Origin of the sequence: Quadrisphaera sp. DSM 44207 (assembly GCF_900101335.1) — a bacterium.
Lineage (GTDB): Bacteria > Actinomycetota > Actinomycetes > Actinomycetales > Quadrisphaeraceae > DSM-44207.
Genome location: NZ_FNKA01000001.1, coordinates 49,416 through 69,539, shown reverse-complemented (window position 1 = coordinate 69,539; position 20,124 = coordinate 49,416). Strand labels below are relative to the sequence as shown.

Here is a 20,124-nt window from a genome sequence, read left to right as displayed (position 1 = left end):
CGCCTGCCCGGTCAGGGCCAGGACGGCTCGGTGGAGACGGTCATCACGAGCTCGCGCACCTCCGTGCCCACGGGCTGGCGCAGGGCGTGGACGACGGACAGCGCCACCTGGCGCGGGTCCATCAGCGCGGCGTCAGGGCCCGGCCGGTACTGCTCGGTGCGCCCGTCGAAGAACGCCGTGCGCATGCCCGCGGGCACGAGCAGGGTCACCCCGACCTCCCCGGCGAGCTCGAGCTGCAGCGCCCGCGTGAAGCCGACGACGCCGAACTTGCTCGCGCAGTACGCCGTGGCGTCGCTGGCCGCGCGCAGCCCCAGGGAGGAGGCGACGGTCACGACGGTGCCGCGCGCGGCCCTCAGGTGCGGCAGGCACGCGCGCACCGCGGCGGCCGTGCCGAGGAGGTTGACCCCGACGACCTTCTCCCACGCCTCGACCGCGACGTCCTCGAGCCGGCCCACGGCGTCGGTGCCCGCCGCGGTGAGCAGCGCGGTGGGCGGGCCGACCTGCTCCACGAGGGCGTCCACGGCCCGCTGCACCGCGGCGGCGTCGGAGACGTCGGCCAGCGCGTGGGGGGCGCCCGACGGCGGCGCGGCGCGGTCGATGACCGCCGCGGTGCCGCCCAGGGCGGTGACGACCTCGACCACCGCCGCGCCCAGGCCGCTGGACCCGCCCGTGACGTAGACGGTGCCCAGCTCGCGCTGCTCGGGCAGGGGGGTGGTGGTCACGAGACCTCCTGGTCGTCGGGGGAGAGGGCGGTGAGGATGGAGGTGGTGGAGCGGCCGTCGAGGTAGGGCAGGAGCACCACGCGCCCGCCCCAGCCGCGCACGAGGGCGGCCTCGGGCAGCTCCGCGCCCCCGTAGTCACCGCCCTTGGCCCACACGTCCGGCCGCAGCCGCTCCAGCGCGGCGCGCGGGTCGTCCTCGTCGAAGACGACGACGGCGTCGACGCTGTCGAGCGCGGCGAGCACGCGCGCCCGGTCCTGCGAGGAGGAGACCGGCCGTCCCGGGCCCTTGAGACGGCGCACCGACTCGTCCGCGTTGAGCAGCACCACCAGCGCGTCGCCGAGGCGGCGGGCGGCGTCCAGGCAGGCGACGTGACCCGCGTGCAGGACGTCGAAGCAGCCGCCCGTGGCGACCACGGTGCCGCCCGCGGCGCGCACGCGCGCGAGCACGGCGTCGACGCCCGTGCCGGTGGTCGCCCCGGCCGCGGCGGGGGAGGGCGCGGGGGTGCGGGCGGCGTCGCGCCAGCCGCTGGCGCCGCCGCCCGCGACCCACGCCGAGGCGTCGCGCACGGCGGCCACGACCGCCTCGGAGGGCACCGCCCCGCCCGCCAGCGCGAGCGCGGCGGAGGCGGCGAAGCGGTCGCCGGCGCCGCACGGGTCGCCGCCCGGCACGCGGGGGGCGGGCACGAACAGCGGCTCGCTGCCGGGCACGCCGAGCCACGCGCCCTCGGCGCCGGTGGTCACGCACACCGCGCGGGCGCCCCACCGCTGCGCGAGCGCACCCGCGAGCGCGTCGGGGCCGCCCGCCGCGGCGGTGCCGGTGGCGGTACCGGCAGCGGTGCCCGCGGCGGCGCGCGCCTCGGCGAGGTTCGGCGTGACGAGGGCGCAGCCGGGCACGGGCTCGCCGCCGCGCGGGTGCGGGTCCCACACCACCGGAGCGCGGCGCGCGGCCTCGGCGAGCAGCTGGCGCACCTGCGGGTCGCGCGTGGTGCCGGCGCCGTAGTCGCTGACGAGGACGACGTCGGCGGCCGCCAGGGCGGAGCGCACGGCGTCGACGGGCACCTGCTGCGGGGTCCCGGGCCCGCCGTCGTCGAGGCGCACGAGGGACTGCCCCGCCACGCGCACCCGCGCCTTGGTCCGCGTGCCGCCCGCGTGGCCGAGCGCCAGGAGCTCCACCGGCCTCCCGGCCTCCGCCAGGGCCCGCGCCAGGCGCCGTCCGGCGTCGTCGTCGGCGAGCGGGGCGACCAGCTGCACGTCGACGTCCCCGCTCGCGCACAGCAGCGCGGTCAGCCCGGCCCCGCCGGGGCTCTCCTGGACCCGCTCGAGGTCCACGACCGGCACGGGGGCGTCGGGGGCGACGCGGGTGGTGCGCCCGAGCAGGTCGCGGTCGAGGACGACGTCCCCGACCACGACGACGCGACGCCGGCGCCCCGCCCGCCGCGCGGGTGCGGCCTGCTGCTCGGCGGTCGGGGCGGTGGCCGGCCCGGTGGCGGCCTGCTGCTCGGCGGCCGGCACGGTGGCAGCCTGCTGCTCGGCGGCCGGCCCGGTGGCGGGGGCGGGTGCGGCGGGGTCCGCGGCGGGGTCCGCGGCGGCGATCGCCGCGTCCACCGCGGCGCACAGGGCGTGCAGCGCGACCAGGTGCCCCTCCTGCACCGCGGAGGTGGTGGGCGCCTCGACCGCGAGCACGGCGTCCGCCCGCTCGGCGAGCGGGTTCGGCGCGGCCCCCGTCATCGCCCACACGGTGATCCCGAGGGCGCGGGCGCGCTCGGCGGCGCGCAGCACGTTGGGGCTGCGGCCGGAGGTGGAGAGGAGGACGAGCACGTCGCCGGGACGGCCGTGGGCGGCGACCTGGCGGGCGTAGACCTCGTCCCAGCCGTAGTCGTTGCTGATCGCGGTGACGCTGGAGGTCTCGGCCGCCAGGGCGATCGCCGACAGGGGCTGGCGCTCGTCGACGAACCGGCCGACGAGCTCGGCGGTCAGGTGCTGCGCCTCCGCGGCGCTGCCGCCGTTGCCGGCCGCGAGCAGGCGCCCGCCGCCGGCCAGGCGCGCGGCCAGGTCGACGCCCCACGCGTCGATCAGGGCCGACTGGCGCACCACCTCGGCGACCGCGGCGGCCACCTGGGGCTCGTGCTCGCGCAGCCACGCGCCGGCGGCGCCGCCGCTGCCGCCGGTGTCGCCGCTGCCGCCGGTGTCGCGGGGGTGCGGGTCTCGGGTGCTCACAGCGCCTCCAGGGGCTCGTCGAGGGGGGTCCGCGCCGGCACGGCACGGCCCTGTCGGGTCAGCACGTCCGCGTAGGCGGCCTCGGTCTCGGCGGCCACCCGGTCCCATCCGTAGCGCGCCACCGCCCGCGCCCGGGCCGCGCGGCCCCAGCGCTCCCGGCGCCGGCGGTCCTCCAGCAGCGGCTGCACGGCCTCGGCCAGCGCCGCGGGGTCGCGCGGCGGCACGAGCGCGCCGGTGCGCCCCTCCTCGACGGTGTCGAGCAGGCCCCCGACGGCGCTGCCCACCAGCGGGCGCCCGCACGCCATGGCCTCCAGCGGCACGATGCCGAACGGCTCGTACCAGGGCGTGGCGACGACGACGTCCGCGGAGCGGTAGACCGCGGGCAGGTCGGCGTGCTCGACCCGGCCCACCAGGCGCACCCGGTCCGCGACGCCGAGGTCGGCGGCCAGGGCCGTCAGGCGCAGCGCCTCCGGATCGCGGTGCAGCCCGGCGGCGGGCGGGCCGCCGACGACGACCAGCTCCGTGCCGGGCAGCACGGGCAGCGCCCGCACGGCGGTGTCCACGCCCTTGCGCTCCACGAGGCGCCCGACGCTGACCAGGCGGGACGGGGCCGTGCGCGCCAGCGCCGGCCCGTGCGGGGTGAAGTGCTCCACGTCCACGCCGCAGGGCACGACCCGCACGCGGCGCGGGCCCGCGCCGGTCGCGGACAGCTCCGCGACCTCGTCGGAGCAGGTGGCGATGACGAGGTCGACCTCGCGCGCGAGCGAGGCCTCCACCGCCAGGCGCTCGGAGGGGGAGGTGTCGTAGTCCCCCTGGTGGCGCCGCTTGACCGCGCCGAGGGCGTGGAAGGTCTGCAGCACCGGCACGCCGGTGGCGCGCCCGGCCTCCAGCGCCGCCACCCCGGACATCCAGAAGTGGGCGTGGACGACATCGGGGCGCCGCTGCGGGTCTGCCCACTCCTGGGCGAGGACGGCGGCGAAGGCCGGCATCCACGGCAGCAGGTCGTCCTTGGGCAGCGTCCGGGGCGGACCGGCCGGCACGTGCACGACCTCGACGCCCGGCGCCAGCGGCACGCGCTGCGGCAGGCGCCGGTCGTCGCGGCGGGTGTAGACCTCCACGGCGTGCCCGCGCGCGGCCAGGCGCTCGGCCAGCGCCGCCACGTGCACGTTCTGCCCGCCGGCGTCCACGCCGCCGAGGACGGCGAGGGGGCTGGCGTGCTCCGAGACCATCGCGATCCTCACCGCTGCACCGCCTCCGCCGCCGCGCCCGACGCCACCTCGTGCAGGACGGCGTCCCAGTCGGCGAGGAACCTGCCCAGGCCGAAGCGGACCAGGGCGTGCTCGCGGCCCGCCAGCCCCCGCTCGCGGGCCTCCGCCGGGTCCGCCATCCACCGCCGCGCCGTCGCGACGAGCGCGTCGACGTCGTTGCTGACCAGGCCCGCGGCCGCCGGCACCGACTCCGGCGCGGCGGTGGTCGCGAGCGCGAGCACCGGCAGGCCGGCCGTCATCGCCTCCACCAGCGCCAGGCCCAGGCTGGTCCAGCGGTAGGGGTGGAAGTAGCCGCGGTGGGCGGCGAGCCGGGCGTGCAGCTGCGCCTGCGGCAGGTCCTCGTGCACGCGCCCGGCCAGGTGCGGGGCGCGCTCGAGCAGCGCGGCCATGCCCATGCCGTGCACGTCGACGTCCACGTCGCGGCTGACGCGCAGGAGCAGGTCGGTGCCGGCCACGCGCCAGCGGCGCACCGGCTCGTTGACGACGACCGCCAGGGACGCCCGCTCGCCGGTCCACGCGTACCCCGGGTCCACGACGCCGTGCTCGACCACGCGCACGGGCGCGCGGCCGCCGTCCCACATCACGGCGTTGAACGCCGTCACGTGCACGACCGGCACGAGGGCGCCGCCGAGCTCGGCCGGCAGGCCGTCGGCCAGCGGGTGCACCGTGCGCGCCGCGTGCTCCGGGGGCGCGTTGTGCTCGACGTAGACGGCGGGCACGTCGACGCCCGCTCGCAGGCCCGTCCACCGGTGCAGCAGCTCCGCCTCGTGCGGCCGCTGCAGCAGCACGGCGTCGGGGCGCTCGGCGGCGAGGTCGGCGACGGGCACCTCCCGCGCCGAGGCGGGCCAGTCCCACGTGCGGGCCCGCCCGCGCCCGTCCGGGCCGCGGTCGGGCAGCAGGGGCAGCAGGTGCTCGTGCCGGCCCTGGACGAAGGAGGTCGTCCAGGAGCCGTGCACGTGCCAGAGCAGCACCTTCACGCCGGTGCTCCTTCCGCGCTCAGGGCCGGCGCCGCGGCCCGGGGGGGATGCGCCGCGCCCGCGGCCAGGCGCGCCACCGCCGCCACCACCTGCGAGGGCTCGACGTCGAGGCAGGGGTGGCCGGGCTCGGGGCACTCGCGGGCGCGGGTGAGCCGGCAGGGGGCGTCCTGGTCGCCCAGGAGCACGCTCGGCACCCCCCACGGCGCCCACCGCTCGGCGGGCACGACGGGGGAGAAGAGGCTGACGACGGGCGTGCCGACCGCGGCGGCCAGGTGCGCCGGCCCGGTGTTGCCGACGACGCAGGCCGCGGCGCCCGCCAGGACGGCGGCCAGGGACGGCAGGTCGGTGCGCCCGGACAGGTCCGCGGCGCCCGTGCCCGCCGCCACGGCGCCCGTCAGCGCGGTCTCGGCGGGCCCGCCCGTGACGGCCACGGCCCAGCCCCGCGCGCGCAGGGCGGTGACGGCCGCCCGGGCGACGTGCGGCGAGGGCGCGCGCGAGGGCACCGACGCGCCGGGGTGGACCACGACGTACGGGTGGGGTGGCACCAGGGCGGCCACGTCCGGCAGGGGCCGGCGCACGGCGAGGCGGGGAGCTCGCGGCACGGCCCGCCCGGTCGCGGCGACCAGGCGGAGCGCGGCGAGCACCTCGTGGCCGCCGCCGGAGCCGTCCGCGCCGCCGCCGCGGCGGTGGCGCACGTCGAGGAGGGAGCCGGGGTAGTCCTCGCTGGCGCCCGCCACGCGCGCCACGCCCGCGAGGCGGGCCAGCAGCGCCGTCGGCAGGGGGCTCTGGTGGAAGGAGGTGAACACCACGCACTCGTCGTAGGCCCGCTCGCGCAGCAGCTCCACCAGGCCGGTGACCGCACCGGGGTCCAGGGGCGCGGGCCGGTACCCGCTCCACGGGGCGTCGAAGACGAGGACGTCGTCCACGCCGGGCAGCAGCCGCGCGGCGCCGGCGCCCTGGGGGGAGGCGAGCAGGTCGACCCGGGCGGCGGGAGCGCCGTCCGGGCCCGTGCGCAGCGCCGCCACCGCCGGCCCGGTCAGCAGCACGTCGCCGTCGCTGTCGAGGCGGACGGCGAGCACCCGCAGCCCGCGCCCGGTCGCCGGCGGCGCGTCGGCACCGGTCACCGGGGCCCGCCCAGGAGCAGGCGCACGGCGGCGGCGAGGTCGGGGGCCACCAGGGGCGCGTCGGCGACCTCCTCGGGCCGCGTGGCGGGGGTCGGGACGAGGACGCCGCGAGCGCCGGCGGCCTGGGCCGCGCCCACGTCGGCGCCGATGTCGCCGACGACCGCGACCTGCTCCACCGGCACGCCCAGCGCCGCCGCCCCGGCGAGCACCATGCCGGGGGCGGGCTTGCGGCACGCGCAGCCGTCCTCGGGCCCGTGGGGGCACACCTGCCAGGTCTCGAACGGCCCGAGGGCGGCGTCCACGGCGGCGTCGACCGCGTCGACCTGCTCGCGGGTGAGCAGGCCGCGGGCGATGCCGGACTGGTTCGTCACCACGCCCAGGCGCACCCCGGCCGCGCGCAGCGCCGCCAGGGCCTCGGCGGCGCCCTCGACCGGGCGCACCAGCGCCGGGTCGCCGTTGTAGGGCACGTCGTGCACGAGGGTGCCGTCGCGGTCGAGGAGCACCGCCCGCACCGGCGGCGGCCAGGCGGGCGTGCGCCGCCGCCGGTGGCGCACCTCGCCGCGCACGCGGTGCACCACCGCGGCGAGCGGGATAGCGGCGCTGGTGAGCACCATGCGGCGCACCTCGGCGGCGTCGCGGGGGCCGGGGGCGATCCGGCGGCGCGCGAAGTCCGCGGTCAGGGCGACCCACGCCGCCGCCGCGAGCGCCGCGCCGCGCCGGCGGCCCAGCACCGCCGCGCCGAGGGCGGCGCCCGCCGCGGCGCAGGTGGCGGCGTGCCACGGCAGCCGGCCCGGCGGGGCCTGCGCGTCGGCGCGCCACGAGGGCCCGTGCAGGTGGCGCATCAGGGCGTCGTCGGCGTTGCCGCGCTGCACCCGCAGGCTCACCCGGTCGTCGGCCGGCCGCACCGGGTGCGTGGTGGTGCGCCGCCCCTGCGCCAGCTCCCAGCCCGCGCGGCGCACGCGCAGGGCCAGGTCGGCGTCCTCGCGGTAGGCGCGGGGGAAGCGCTCGTCGAAGCCGCCGACGGCCTCCAGGGCCTCGCGGCGGTAGGCCATGTCGGCCGTGGCCCAGTGCGCGGTCTCCAGGCCCTTCGTGCCGCGCTCCCAGTCGGTGGGGCGGCGCCCGGCGGGCAGGGGCACGTGCAGGCGGCCCTTGGAGGCGCCGGTGCGCTCGCCGGCGGCGGCGAGGTCCGCGACCAGCGCCCGCGCCCAGCCCGCGGGCAGCTCCACGTCGTCGTCGAGGAACGCCACCCACGGCGCCGTGCTCAGGCGCCACCCGAGGTTGCGCGCCGCGGCGGGGCCGCGGCCGCGGGAGCGGACCACCCGCGGCTGCCACCCCGCGCCGCCCGCCAGCCGCAGGGGCGGCACGTCGGTGCCGGGCCGGTCGTCGACGACCAGCACCTCGGCCGGTGCCGGCCCGTCCTGCCCGGCCAGGGTGTCCAGCAGCCGCTGCAGGCTGGGGCGCCCCACGGTGGGGACGACGACCGCGAAGCGCAGGAGGTCGCTCGCGGGCGCGCCGGAGGAGGCGCCGGGCGTCACTCTCCCGCCCCGTCGACGGCGAACAGGTGCGCGCGCCGGACCAGGTGCGGCCCGAGCACGAGGGCGTCGACCGGCGCGGACCCGAACAGCTCGAGGGCGTCGCGGGGGTCGTCGACCATGGGGCGCCCGGCGGTGTTCAGGCTCGTGTTCACCAGCACGGGCAGCCCCGTGCGCGCCTCGAACGCCCGCAGCACGGCCGCCACGGCCGGGTCGGCGGCGTCGTCCACGGTCTGGATGCGCGCGGTGCCGTCGACGTGCACCACGGCGGGGATGCGCTCGCGCCACTGCGGGCGCACGTCGTGCACGAAGAGCATGTAGGGGCTCGGGAACGGGCCGTCGGTGAAGACCTCCGGCGCCCGCTCGGCGAGCACCATCGGCGCGATGGGCCGGAACTGCTCGCGGCCCTTGACGTCGTTCATGCGCTCGACGTTGGCCGCGTGGCCGGGGTGGGCCAGCAGCGAGCGGTGCCCGAGGGCGCGCGGGCCGAACTCGGAGCGGCCGCAGAACCAGGCGATCACGCCGTCGGCGGCCAGGACGTCGGCGACCTCCCCGGCCAGGTCGGCGGGCGTGGTGAACGGCACCTTCGCCCGGCGCAGCCAGGCCGCGAGCTCCTCCTCGCCCCAGGACCGACCCAGCGCGGCGCTGCCCATGGGCTCCGGCACCCGGCCGTGCTCGGCGCTGACCTGCAGCGCCGCCCCGAGGGCCGTGCCGGAGTCGCCCGCGGCGGGCTGCACCCACACCTCCTCGAAGGGGGTGCGGCGCCAGATGCGCGTGTTCGCCACGCAGTTCAGCGCCGTGCCGCCGGCCATGGTCAGCAGCCGGTCGCCGGTCTGGGAGTGCAGCCAGGTGGCGAGGTCCACGAGCACCTCCTCCGTCAGCGCCTGCACCGAGGCGGCCAGGTCGGCGTGCTCCGGCGCCCAGTCCTCGGCGTCCGGGCTGCGCCGCGGCGCCCACCGCGACCAGTCCGGCTCCGGGGCGACGAAGCGCCCGTCCCCGGTGGCGTGCACGACCTCGCGCAGCTCCTCCAGGTGGCGCGGGGTGCCGTAGGAGGCCAGCGCCATGACCTTGAACTCGTCGGAGGAGCGCAGGAAGCCCAGGTGGTCGGTGAGGGACTCGTAGACCAGGCCCAGGGAGTGCGGCAGCTCGGTGGTGGCCAGCACCTCGAGCTTGCCGTCGACGTAGCGCCCCGCCAGGTGGGAGCCGCGCTCACCGCGCCCGTCGAGGACGAGCACGCTGTTCGTCGGCGAGGGCCCCGCCAGCCCGGCGGAGGCGGCGTGCGCGACGTGGTGGGGGACGAAGACCACCTTCGCCGGGTCCAGGCCCGGCAGGGCGGTGGCGAGGAAGCCCGGCGCCCGCTGGGCGTACGTGATCCGCAGGTGGTCCCACGGGTCGGACAGGCCCATCTCCTCGGCCGGGCGCGCGAGGGCGGGGTCGAAGCCGTAGGCGACGGCGTCGAGGTCCTCCGGGGCGAGGCCCGCCTCCTCCAGGCACCAGCGCGCCGCCAGCTCGGGCAGCTCCCAGGCGGAGAAGGGGACGGGGCGCTTGCCGTGCTTGCGGCGGCTGAACCGCTCCTCCTCGGCCGCCGCCACGACGCGCCCGTCGACCACCAGCGCCGCCGAGGAGTCGTGGAAGACGGCGTTGATCCCCAGGACCTTCATGGGGCACTTCTTATCGGACGAGCCCGACATCCGCTGCGCCCGGTGCTCCGACCAGGGCACGGCCGGGCCGGTGCGGGTGCGGTAGGAACGTGCGGTGACCTCCCCCGCTCCCGCCCCCGCCGCTCCCGACGCTCCCGCCCCCGCCGCGCCCGCTCCGGGCGCCGCTCCCGACGGCGCCGCTCCCGGCGGTGCCGCTCCGGGCGGCGCCGCCCCGGTGCCGCCGGGGCGCCTGGCCCGCCACTGGCTCGACGGCCGGGAGGTGCCCGCCGCGGGCTCGCGGGCCCTGCCCGCGGTCGACCCCGCCACCGGGGCTCCCGGCGGGGACGTCGTGGCCGCCGCGGACGCCGAGGTCGACGCCGCGATCGCGGGCGCCGACGCCGCGCGGGCGCCGTGGCGGCGCACCGCACCGGCCGAGCGCGCCGGCGCGCTGCGCGCCGCGGCCGCCGCGGTGCGCGCCGACGCCGACGCCCTCGGCGACCTGCTGTGCGCGGCGACCGGGCGCCTGCTGGGCCAGGCCCGCGACTCCGCCCGCGTCGCGGCGGACCTGCTGGAGGAGGCGGCGGTCACCGGCGTCCTCGACGCCGGGCGGGCGCTGGGCGGGGCCGCCGGCGCGCTCGACCTCGTGCGCCGCGAGCCGCGGGGGCTCGTGGCCGTCATCACGCCGTGGAACGACCCGTTCCCCGCCGCCGCCGGGCTGCTCGCGGCCGCGCTCGTGACCGGCAACACCGTGGTCCACAAGCCGTCGGAGCGCAGCGCGCTGCCCGGCTACGAGATGGCGCGCCGCGTCGCCGCCGCCCTGCCGCCGGGGGTCCTGCAGGTGCTCAGCGGCGACGGGGCCGTCGGGGAGCGGATCGTCGCGGACCCGCGCGTGCACGTGGTGGCCCAGGTGGGCAGCACCGCCACCGGCCGCCGGATCGCCGCGGTGGCCGGCGCCCGCGGCGCGCGGGCGCTGGTGGAGAACGGCGGCAAGGACCCCGTCCTCGTCGACGCCGGCGTGGACCCGGCCTGGGCGGCGCGGCAGCTGGCCGCCGGCGCGTTCACGAACACCGGCCAGCTGTGCACCTCCGTCGAGCGCGTCTACCTGCACGCCGACGTCGCCGACGCCGTCCTCGCCGAGCTGGTCGCGATCGCGCGGGGCACGGTGCTGGGCCACCCGGCCGACCCGGCGAGCGAGCTGGGTCCCGTGGTCGACGAGCGCCAGCTCGCCGTGGTCGAGCAGCACGTGGACGCCGCCGTCGCCGCCGGCGCCCGGGTCCTGGCCGGCGGTGCCCGCCCGGACCGGCCGGGCACCTGGTACCCGCCGACCGTGCTCGTCGGCTGCACCGAGGACATGGCCGTCATGGCCGAGGAGACCTTCGGGCCCGTCGCGGCCGTCACCGTCGTCCCGGACTTCGCCACCGGCCTGCGGCTGGCGGGCTCCGGCGCCTACGGGCTGGCGGCCACCGTGCTCACCCCCTCCACGGCGCACGCGCTGCAGGCGGTCGAGGAGCTCGAGGTCGGCACCGTGAAGGTCAACGCCGTGTGGGGCGGGGCGCCCGGCGGCTCCGCCGACCCCCGCCGCGCCAGCGGCAGCGGCCGCGGCTACGGGCCGGACCTGATCGGTGAGCTCACGGCGCTGAAGGCCGTGCACCTGGAGCCGGCCCCGCCCGCCTGAGGGCGCCGTCCCGCGGCGACCGGGGGACGGCGGTGCGCGCGCGCAGCCGGGCGGGCGGCCCCGACGTAGCCTGCGGGGATGACCCGCCGCTACGCGAACGGCTACCACCAGGGACCGGTCACCTTCAGGCGCGACATGGTCCCGGGCACGACGACCGACCAGCACCTGCTCGACAGCGACCCCGACTCGGACTGGCTCCACCAGGACCCGTGGCGGGTGCTGCGGATCCAGAGCGAGTTCGTCGAGGGCTTCGGGGCCCTGGCGGAGCTGGGACCGGCCGTCAGCGTGTTCGGCTCCGCGCGCACGCCCGTGGAGCACCCCGACTACGCCCTCGGCGTGCGGGTCGGCGCCGCGCTCGCGCGCGCCGGCTACGCCGTCATCACCGGCGGCGGCCCCGGCGCGATGGAGGCCGCCAACCGCGGCGCCAGCGAGGCCGGGGGCGTCTCGGTGGGGCTGGGCATCGAGCTGCCCTTCGAGCAGAGCATGAACGAGTGGGTCGACCTCGGCGTGCACTTCCGGTACTTCTTCGCCCGCAAGACGATGTTCGTCAAGTACGCCGGCGGCTTCGTCGTCCTGCCCGGCGGCTTCGGCACCTTCGACGAGCTGTTCGAGGCCCTCACGCTGGTGCAGACGCAGAAGGTCACCCGCTTCCCGCTCGTGCTCATGGGCGCCGAGTACTGGAGCGGGCTGCTGCAGTGGCTGCGCGGGACGGTCCTGGAGCGCGGGGCGATCTCCCCGGTGGACCTGGAGCTGCTGACCCTCACGGACGACGTCGACGAGGCCGTGGAGGTCATCTCCAGCGCCGAGCGCCACCGGGAGGTGGAGACCCGCGCCGCCGAGGCCCTCGCCGCCGGGCGGCCCAGCGGCGCCGACGGGGAGTGAGCGACCCGCGCCGGCCGGGTCTCGTCGCGCTCCGCGGTCGCCGTCTGCGGGTTCTGCACGAGACTGCAGCGGTGCGCCTGGCGACCTTCAACATCCTCCACGGCCGGTCGCCCGAGGACGGGCGCGTCGACGTCGACCGCTGCGCCGAGGCGGTGGCCTCCCTCGACGCCGACGTCCTGGGCCTGCAGGAGGTCGACCGCGACCAGCCGCGCTCGGGCGGGGCCGACCTGACCGCGACCGCCGCGGAGGCCATGGGCGCGCCGCACCACCGCTTCGTTGCGGCGCTGCACGGCACGCCCGGGCTGACGTGGATGGCGGCCACGGGCGAGGAGCAGCCCGGCACGGCGGGCTACGGCATCGCGCTGCTCTCGCGCTACCCGGTGCACTCGTGGCAGGTGGTGCGCCTGCCGGCGCTGCACGGGCGGGTGCCCGTGTGGTCCCGCGGCCGGCGCGCCCCCACGATCGTCGCGGACGAGCCGCGCGTGGCGGTGTGCGCCGACGTCGAGTCCCCCGTCGGGCGCGTCACGGTCGCGGTCACGCACCTGTCGTTCGTGCCGGGCTGGAACACCGTGCAGCTGCGGTGCCTGGTGCGCGCGGTGGCGGGCGCGCCCGAGCCGGTGGTGCTCATGGGCGACCTCAACGTCGAGGCTCCCTCGGCCGCGCGGACGACGCGCATGCGCTCGCTCGCCGCCGCCACCACGTTCCCGGCGCACGCGCCCGACCGGCAGCTGGACCACATCCTCGTGCGCGGCGGCCTGCGCTCGACCGGCCGCGCGCTCGCCCCGCGGCTGCCGGTCTCGGACCACCGCCCGCTCGTGGTCGACGTCGAGTCCGCCGCGGCCTGAGCCCGGCCCGCCCACCCGGGTCACCACCCGGCTCGGCGCCGGTCCTCCGCCCCGAGCCGCTCGCGCACGACCGCCAGCTGCGCGGCGGTGAGGTAGGAGGGGTTGCTGCCGGCGGGCATCCGCACGACCTCGGCCGCGGCGAAGACCGGGTGCTCGACCAGCTCCTCGCGCGGCACCGGGTCCGCGAGGCGGCGCAGGGCCACCCGCACCGAGGGCTGCTGCCCGGGGCCGCCCGCCGGCTCGGGGGCGGCCGCGACGGTGCCGACGGCGTGGACGCCGGGCTCGCTGCGCCCGCTCAGCCAGAGCAGGACCGCCTGGCCCGGGGCCACCAGGCCGAGGCGGTAGCTGGGCCGCACGCAGCGCGCCAGCACCTGCTCGGCGCCGGGCGCCCAGCCGGGCGCCACCTGCTCCGGCGGCAGGCTGGTCTTCAGGACCCAGCACGCGGCGTCCCCGGGGGCGAGGCGGCGGGCGGGGCGCGCGGTCGGGACCACCCGCCGATCGTGCCAGGGCCCGCTGCGGCGGGCCCGTCGTGCCAGGTGCGCCGCGGGCGCCGGCGCGGGCGCTGGTGTTGACTGCCGCCATGCCCGCTCGTTCCGGCACCAGCACGTCCTGGCGCCGCCTGCCGGCCGTGCCGCGCGCCCTCGCCCGGGGGGTCGTCGACGCGGTCGCCGCCGCGCGCGCCGAGGACCCGGCGCTGCTCGGCGAGGCGGCGCAGCGGCTGGCGGCCCAGGACCCCGAGCGGGTGCGCGTCGTCCTCGGCGGCCTCGTCGCCGTCCTGCTCGAGGAGGCCGTCGGCGACGAGGTGGGCGCCGAGGCCGCCTCGCGGGTGCTGGAGTCCTGCGTGCGCCGGGCCGCTGCCTGGCACCCCGACGTCGACCCGCAGGCGTTCGTCGTCGTCCTCACCGGCGCCCTCGGCGTGCACGACCCCGAGGAGCAGGCGCCCGTGAGCGCGCTGCGGGTCGCCGAGCACGCGGCGCTGCTCCTCGCGGACCTCCTGCCCGCCTCGGCGCGCTCGCTCGACGACCTCCTCGACGCCGCCCTGGCCGAGGTCGCGCGGGCCGAGGTCGTGGAGGAGCCGTGAGGGGAGGGAGGCCCTTCGACGTCGTCGTCCTCGGCGCCAGCGGCACCACGGGGCGCCGGGCCGCCGCCCACCTCGCCGAGCGCGCCCCGGTGCTGGGGCAGCGGTGGGCCGCCGCCGGCCGCGACGCGCGGCGCGTGCGCGACGTCCTGGCCGCGGACGGCACGAGCGCTCCCGTCGTGCTGGCCGCGGACGTGCAGGACCCGGCCTCCCTGGCCGAGCTCGCGGCCGCCACCCGGGTCCTCGTCAACCTCGCCGGGCCCTACACCGGCCGCGCCCCCGCCGTGGTGGCGGCCTGCGTGGACGCCGGCACCTCCTACCTCGACCTCAGCGGCGAGGTGCCCCTGCTGCGGCGCGTCGTGCAGGAGCACTCCGCCGCCGCGCGGGCCGCCGGCGTCGCGGTGGTGCAGGCCGCCGGCTTCGAGGCGCTGCCCGCCGACGTCGCGGTGCTGCTCGCCGCGGAGGAGGCGCAGCGGCGCGGCGACCGCCTCGACGACGTCGAGGCGGTGGTGGCCGTCCAGCCGCCGCCGGGCCGCGGCGGGCCCGCGCACTGGGTCTCCGGCGGCACCCTGCGCAGCGTCGCCGCCGTCCTCGCCGAGCCGGGGCGGCTGCACCTGGGCGACCCGGCGGCGCTCGTGACCGACCCGGCGGCGGCGGCCGCCGTGCGCGCCCGGGCGGTGGGCACCCGGGCGGAGCACCCGCTGCTGCCGCGGGTGCTCGAGGGCCGCCTCGTCGGCCCCGGCTCGCCGCTGGCCCTCGTCGACCCGCCGGTGGTGCACCGCACCGCCGCGCTGCGCGCCGAGGAGGCGGGCGACCCGCTCGTGCCGTTCCGCTTCCGCGAGGGCACCGACCTCGGTCCGGCCCGCGGCGGCTCGCTGCCCCTGCGCGGAGCGCTGGCGGGAGCGCTGGCGCTCGGTCAGGCGGCCGGCGCGGGCCTGGCCGCGCTGCCGGCGGGCGTGCGCGCTCCGGCCGCCCGCTGGGCCGAGCGGGTGCTGCCGGGCCCCGGCACCGGGCCCTCGGGGCCCTCCCTGGAGGAGTGGCGGTGGACGCTGCGGGTGCGGGCGCGCACGGCGTCCGGGAGGGTCCTCGGCGTCACCGGCCGCGGCCGCGGCCACCCCGGCTACGGGACGACGGCGCGCCTGGTGGCCGAGGCGGGCCTCGTCCTCGCCCGGGACGGCGCCGCCGCCGGCCGCGCGGGCTGCCTGACCCCCGCGCTGGCGCTGGGCGCGGGCGCCCTGGACCGGCTCGCCGCCGCGGGCTTCGTCCTCGCGCTCGACGACGACCCGGCGCCCGCCTGAGCGGGCCCGGCGCGGCCCAGGCGCGAGCCAGGCGCGGCTCAGGCGCGGCTCAGGCGCCGACCTCGAACCAGACGACCTTGCCGCGCCCGGCCGGCTCCGCGCCCCACGCGGTGGACAGGGCGTCGACGAGGGCGAGCCCCCGCCCGCCCTCGTCCTCCTCGCGCGCGGTGCGCGGCACGGGCGCGCCCGCGGCGTCGTCGGCCACCTCGATCCGCACGGACGCCGCCGCGGCCAGCACCGTGATCCGCACGTCGCCCTCCCCGTGCCGCACGGCGTTCGTCGCGACCTCGCTGACCAGCAGGGCGACGGTGTCGGTGAGGTCCTCCAGGCCCGCGTCGCGGCAGGCCTGCACGGCGAAGCGGCGGGCCGGGGAGACGCTGGCGGGGGAGGAGGGCAGGCTCGTGCGGGCCACCGCCCGCGCCCGCGGGTGCGCCCGCACCGCGAGCAGGGCGACGTCGTCCGCGGCGCCGCCGCGCCCGGCCGGGCCGTGCTCGCGCAGCTGGTCGAGCAGCCGGTCGCACAGCTCCTCCAGCGGCAGGCCGCCGAGGTCGCGCAGGGCGGCGCGCAGCCGCTCCACCCCGGCGTCGAGGGCCTCCCCGCGCTGCTCGACGAGGCCGTCGGTGTACAGCAGCAGCGTCGCCCCCTCCTCGAGCACCGCGCGGCCGTCCGTGCGGGCCGTCGCCGGGTCGAGGCCGAGGAGGAGGTCCGGGTCGCCGGAGTCCAGCACGGTCACGGTGCCGTCGGGGCGGCGCAGCAGGGGCGGCAGGTGCCCGGCGTTGGACCAGCGCAGCACCCGCTGCTCCTCCCCGCGCGCGGTCCGCGTCCGCTCGAGCTGGGCGAGGACGGCGGTGGCGAGGGTGTCGACGGCCAGGCCGCTCATCGCCTGCTCCAGGGCGGCGAGCACGCCCGCCGGGCTCGCGGGCGCGGCGTAGGCGGTGGCGCGCAGCAGGTTGCGCACCTGGCCCATGGCCGCCGCCGCGTCGCGGTCGTGCCCGGTCACGTCCCCGATCACCAGCGACGTGCACCCGTCGGGGGTGGTGAAGGCGTCGTACCAGTCCCCGCCGACCTGGGCCTGCTCGGAGGCGGGGGAGTAGCGGACGGCGATCTGCAGGTCGTCGGCCTGCGGCGGCTCGGTCAGCAGGCTGCGCTGCAGGGTCTCGGACATGCGCTGGACGGCGGCGACGGACTCGCGCTCGGCGGCGCGGGCCCGCACCCGGTCCAGCGCCTGCGCGCACAGCGCCGCCAGCGCCGCCAGCAGGTCCCGGTCCGCGGCGGTGAAGTCGCGCGGGTGGTCCCAGGCCACCGACAGCGAGCCCATCAGCACGCTGCCCGAGCGCAGCGGCACCGTCGCGGACGCCTGCGCGCTCGTGCGGGCGTACAGGTCCGCGGCGTCCGGGAACAGCTCCAGCGTGCCGGCGCGGTCGGTGAGGAACAGCGGCTCCCCCGTGCGGGCGGTGTGCACCACCGGCAGCGGGAACGCGACGGGCAGCACCGCGATCTCCGCGCGCAGGTCGTCGCTGAGGAAGTCGCTGCTGAGCAGCCGCACCGTGCCGTCGACCGCGCCGTCGACCCCGGCGCCGACCGTGCCGTCGACCCCGGCGCCGACCGTGCCGTCGACCCCGCCGGCGGCGTCCGTGCCGTCGAGCCCGCCGGCGGCGTCCGTGCCGTCGAGCCCGCCGGCGGCGTCCGCGCCGTCCCCCGCGCGCAGGCCCAGCACGCCCCCGACGGCGCCGAGCACCGTGGCGCCGCGCCCGGTGACCACGTGCAGGACGGCGCTCTCCGTCTGCGCGCCGCCGAGCAGCTGCGCGACGGAGACCAGGCCCTCCAGGCGCTCCGCCAGCTGCGACTGCGTGTCGGCCCGCCCGCGCTCGATCTGGTACTGGTGCGAGGCGCTGAGCGCGCCGCCGACGCCGCTCGCGACGGAGCCGAGGAAGGACAGGTACTCCTCGTCGGCGGCGAGGCGGTCGCTCAGGCGGACGACGAGCACGGCCGGGCGGCCGTCGCCGCCGCGGATCGGCACGTCCAGGCGCACCACGCGGTCCTCGGCGGGGACGGCGCCGCGGACGCTCCCGGGCGCCTCGATCGCCCCCTGCCGCGGGATCAGCCCCGCGGCCAGCTCGCCGGCGGGCTCGACGGCGACGAGCCCGCCGTCGGCGGCGGGCAGCAGCAGGTCGACGGCCGGCAGGTCGGCGCTCTCGTCGCGCAGCGCCGCCAGCGCGCGCGAGGAGACCTCCTGCAGGTCCAGGGCCTCGCTGAGCGCGCCGAGGCGGCGCAGCAGGTCCAGGCGGCGGCGCTCGATCACCTGCGCGGTGGTCTCCAGCGCGGCCGTGAAGATGCCGCCCTCGCTGCCGTCGTCGTCGACGACGCCCGAGACGGAGAAGGTGAAGTAGCACTCCTCGGCGAAGCCGCGCCGCTCGAGCAGCATCAGCTGGTTCTCGGAGTAGGTGGTCTCCCGGCCGCTGCGCACGGCGCGCAGCATCGGCTCGAGCATCGCCCAGATCTCCGGGAACACGTCCCGGCCGGGGCGGCCGAGGGCGTGCGGGTGCTTGTCGAGCACCATCGGCCGGTAGGCCTCGTTGTAGATCATCACGAGGTCCGGGCCCCACCACAGGAGGATGGGGAACTCCGAGGCCAGGCAGATGGACACCGTCGTGCGCAGGGACTGCGACCACTGCTCCACGGGCCCGAGCGGGCCGGCGGCCCAGTCGACCCCCTCGTAGTCCGCGCGCAGCGATCCGGCGCCGGCGAAGAGCGCCTGGACGGGTGTCAGCACCTGGCGAACCTACCCGCCGGGGCGCCGCGCGGGGGCCGCTTCGGACAGCCCCGTCCTCGCGCGGGCGCCCACCGGCGGGCGCCCACCGGCAGGCGCTCACCCGGGGATGGCGGAGCATGGGGGCGTGCACGACGGGGCGAGCGCGGCGGACCTGCTGCGCGGGCGCACGCGCCTGGTCCCGGCGCCGTTCGTGCCCGAGGTCCTCCTCCACGTCGGCTCCGGCGTGGTGGAGCTGTGGGAGGGCGTCGAGGCGCACGTCGGGCGCAGCGGGCTGGAGCCGCCGTTCTGGGCCTTCCCGTGGGCGGGCGGGCAGGCGCTGGCCCGCTACGTCCTCGACCACCCGCACGTCGTCGCCGGCCGGCGCGTGCTCGACGTCGCGTCCGGGTCCGGGCTCGTCGCGCTCGCCGCCGCCCGCGCCGGCGCCGCGAGCGTCCTGGCCGACGACGTCGACCCCCTGGCCCTGCAGGCCGTGCGCGCCAACGCCGCCGCCAACGGGCTCGCGGTGGCGGTGACCGGCGAGGACCTCCTCGACGGGGACGGCGGGGGCGCGGACGTCGTCCTGGTCGGCGACGCCTGCTACGCGCGCGCCCTCGCGCTGCGCGTGACCGCCTTCTGCGAGCGGGCCGCCGCCCGCGGCGCCGCCGTGCTGCTCGGCGACCCCGGCCGCGCGCACCTGCCGCGCGAGCGGCTGCGCCGGGTGGCCACCTACGACGTGCCCGTGCTGGCGGAGCTGGAGGACCGCGAGGTCAAGCGCACGGCGGTGTGGACGGTGGCCCCGGCGGCGGCTGGGACTCCCTGACGAGCATCTCGGCCACCGAGCGCAGGTCCCCGGTGCGGTGCAGGACGGCGCGCTGGCGCTGCGCGGAGGTGCCGCGGGCCAGCAGCTGCTCGGTCAGGGCGGAGACCTCGTCCCACTCCCCGTGCTCGGTCAGGTCGTCGCGCAGCTCCTCGAGCAGGCGGCGCACGGCCACGGGGGCGTCGACGAGCTCGAGGCGCACGGGGTCGAACAGCTGCCCCTGGATGCCGTAGCGCGCCGCCCGCCACCGCGCGGCCCGCAGCAGCTCCGGGCGCACCTCCGGCGCAGGGCGCCCGGTGCGGTCCCGGGCGTCCAGGACGCGCGTGAGGGAGCGCACCAGCGCCGCGTGCAGCAGGGAGTCGTCGAGGTCGGTGGCCACGTCGGCGACGCGGAACTCCAGCGTCGGGTAGCGCGAGGACGGCCGCACGTCCCAGTACAGGTTGGACGCGTCGTCGATGACGCCGGCGGCCTTGAGCCCGTACACCAGCCCGAGGTAGCTGCCGGCGTCCCCGAGCGGTTCGGGCGGGCCGGTGATCGGCCAGCGGTCGAACCACTGCGTGCGGTAGCTGTCGTAGCCGGTGTCGGTGCCCTCGTGGAAGGGCGAGCTGCCGGTCAGGGCGAGGACCAGCGGCAGGTAGGGCCGCACGTGGTCCATGACCGTCACCGCGGTGTCGAGGTCGGGGACGGCGACGTGGACGTGGCAGCTGCAGATCACCTGCTGCAGCGCGAGGACGCCCCAGCGCTCGTAGAGGGTCAGGTAGCGCGGGCCGCTGGTCAGCCGCTGGTCCGCCCACCCCGCGAAGGGGTGGGTGGAGGCGGCCAGCACCGCCCCGCCGACGGTGGCGGCGGCGGCCGCGGCCTCCGCGCGCGCGGCGGCGAGGCTGCTGCGCAGCTCCTCCAGGGTGCGGCACACGCCCGTGGCGGCCTCGACCTGGGTCGTGGCGATCTCGGCGTGCACGTGCCGGCCCGCCTCGCCGTGCAGCACGGCGCTGCTCAGGGCGTCGTCGTCCAGGGCCGCGTACGTGTGCGCGTCCACGACGTGCAGCTCCTGCTCCACGCCGATGGTGGCGCCCACCGGCTCCGGCGCCGCAGCCGGGCCGCCTGGGGTGAGGGGGGTCATGGCATCTCTCCGTCGAGATGGCAGAGCCGACGCTCGACCCTGGCGCAGGCCTGCCTACCCGGCACCACCGGCCTCATGCGCCCAGGCGGTCGGCGTCCGGGCGCAGGTCCTCGGAGCGGGCAGGCAGCACGACGCCCCGGTGACCTCTCGGTCACCGGGGCGTCGGGTCCGGGTGCGT

At 79.3% G+C, this 20,124-nt stretch carries 16 protein-coding genes; 6 read left to right on the top strand and 10 right to left on the bottom strand.

The genetic code is table 11. From position 1 onward, the window contains the following. Positions 1-11 precede the first annotated feature (11 nt). The 7 genes from BLS82_RS00280 to BLS82_RS00250 are packed head-to-tail and all read right to left on the bottom strand — an operon-like array spanning position 12 to position 9,500. The gene (locus BLS82_RS00280; RefSeq protein ID WP_218123394.1) at positions 12-722 is read right to left on the bottom strand and encodes an SDR family oxidoreductase; all 711 of its coding nucleotides are present in this window, start codon (positions 720-722) and stop codon (positions 12-14) included. Further along, entirely contained in the window at positions 719-2,938 is a 2,220-nt protein-coding gene (locus BLS82_RS00275) for a PfkB family carbohydrate kinase (RefSeq protein WP_143028684.1), read from the bottom strand. The genes BLS82_RS00280 and BLS82_RS00275 overlap by 4 nt, the downstream gene beginning before the upstream one ends. Beyond that, positions 2,935-4,179 carry a glycosyltransferase gene (locus tag BLS82_RS00270; RefSeq protein WP_092860615.1) on the bottom strand — a complete coding sequence of 415 codons (1,245 nt, stop codon included), beginning with the start codon at positions 4,177-4,179 and terminating at the stop codon, positions 2,935-2,937. Before BLS82_RS00270 ends, BLS82_RS00275 begins: the two co-directional genes overlap by 4 nt. Beyond that, positions 4,176-5,183 (bottom strand): glycosyltransferase, encoded by a 1,008-nt coding sequence (locus BLS82_RS00265; RefSeq protein ID WP_092860613.1) that lies wholly within the window; start codon positions 5,181-5,183, stop codon positions 4,176-4,178. Before BLS82_RS00265 ends, BLS82_RS00270 begins: the two co-directional genes overlap by 4 nt. Then, positions 5,180-6,307: a glycosyltransferase family 9 protein gene (locus BLS82_RS00260; protein ID WP_218123393.1), complete on the bottom strand. Its 1,128-nt coding sequence runs from the start codon at positions 6,305-6,307 to the stop codon at positions 5,180-5,182. Before BLS82_RS00260 ends, BLS82_RS00265 begins: the two co-directional genes overlap by 4 nt. Continuing rightward, positions 6,304-7,842: an HAD-IIIA family hydrolase gene (locus BLS82_RS00255; RefSeq protein WP_218123392.1), complete on the bottom strand. Its 1,539-nt coding sequence runs from the start codon at positions 7,840-7,842 to the stop codon at positions 6,304-6,306. Before BLS82_RS00255 ends, BLS82_RS00260 begins: the two co-directional genes overlap by 4 nt. Beyond that, positions 7,839-9,500 carry a carbamoyltransferase family protein gene (locus BLS82_RS00250; RefSeq protein WP_092860611.1) on the bottom strand — a complete coding sequence of 554 codons (1,662 nt, stop codon included), beginning with the start codon at positions 9,498-9,500 and terminating at the stop codon, positions 7,839-7,841. Before BLS82_RS00250 ends, BLS82_RS00255 begins: the two co-directional genes overlap by 4 nt. 94 nt (positions 9,501-9,594) lie before the next feature. Between BLS82_RS00250 and BLS82_RS00245 the strand changes: the two genes are divergently transcribed. From BLS82_RS00245 to BLS82_RS00235, 3 genes are all read left to right on the top strand, one after another. Further along, on the top strand, positions 9,595-11,154 hold the full coding sequence (locus tag BLS82_RS00245) for an aldehyde dehydrogenase family protein (RefSeq protein WP_218123391.1): 1,560 nt from the start codon (positions 9,595-9,597) through the stop codon (positions 11,152-11,154). Positions 11,155-11,232: 78 nt separating this feature from the next. Beyond that, positions 11,233-12,036, top strand: a complete 804-nt coding sequence (locus BLS82_RS00240) for an LOG family protein (protein WP_092860609.1) — start codon at positions 11,233-11,235, stop codon at positions 12,034-12,036. A gap of 71 nt (positions 12,037-12,107) precedes the next feature. Next, positions 12,108-12,881, top strand: coding sequence for an endonuclease/exonuclease/phosphatase family protein (locus tag BLS82_RS00235; RefSeq protein WP_092860607.1), 774 nt, complete (start codon positions 12,108-12,110; stop codon positions 12,879-12,881). 20 nt (positions 12,882-12,901) lie between these two features. Here the strand turns inward: BLS82_RS00235 and BLS82_RS00230 are convergent, their stop codons facing one another. Continuing rightward, on the bottom strand, positions 12,902-13,372 hold the full coding sequence (locus tag BLS82_RS00230; RefSeq protein ID WP_092860605.1) for a hypothetical protein: 471 nt from the start codon (positions 13,370-13,372) through the stop codon (positions 12,902-12,904). Between the two features lie 89 nt (positions 13,373-13,461). Here BLS82_RS00230 and BLS82_RS00225 point away from each other — a divergent pair, with 89 nt between their 5' ends. Further along, complete coding sequence (locus tag BLS82_RS00225; protein ID WP_143028683.1) at positions 13,462-13,962, top strand: hypothetical protein; 501 nt, start codon at positions 13,462-13,464, stop codon at positions 13,960-13,962. Further along, positions 13,959-15,257 carry a saccharopine dehydrogenase NADP-binding domain-containing protein gene (locus BLS82_RS00220; protein ID WP_092860600.1) on the top strand — a complete coding sequence of 433 codons (1,299 nt, stop codon included), beginning with the start codon at positions 13,959-13,961 and terminating at the stop codon, positions 15,255-15,257. The genes BLS82_RS00225 and BLS82_RS00220 overlap by 4 nt, the downstream gene beginning before the upstream one ends. Positions 15,258-15,306: 49 nt before the next feature. Here BLS82_RS00220 and BLS82_RS00215 read toward each other — a convergent pair whose 3' ends face one another. Then, entirely contained in the window at positions 15,307-18,030 is a 2,724-nt protein-coding gene (locus BLS82_RS00215) for an ATP-binding SpoIIE family protein phosphatase (RefSeq protein ID WP_092860598.1), read from the bottom strand. A 106-nt stretch (positions 18,031-18,136) separates the two neighbouring features. Between BLS82_RS00215 and BLS82_RS00210 the strand changes: the two genes are divergently transcribed. Beyond that, entirely contained in the window at positions 18,137-18,829 is a 693-nt protein-coding gene (locus BLS82_RS00210; RefSeq protein ID WP_092860596.1) for a class I SAM-dependent methyltransferase, read from the top strand. On the opposite strand, the gene BLS82_RS00205 is transcribed toward BLS82_RS00210, so the two are convergent. Next, positions 18,777-19,946, bottom strand: coding sequence for a carboxylate-amine ligase (locus BLS82_RS00205; protein ID WP_092860594.1), 1,170 nt, complete (start codon positions 19,944-19,946; stop codon positions 18,777-18,779). The genes BLS82_RS00210 and BLS82_RS00205 overlap by 53 nt on opposite strands. Between the last annotated feature and the right edge of the window lie 178 nt (positions 19,947-20,124).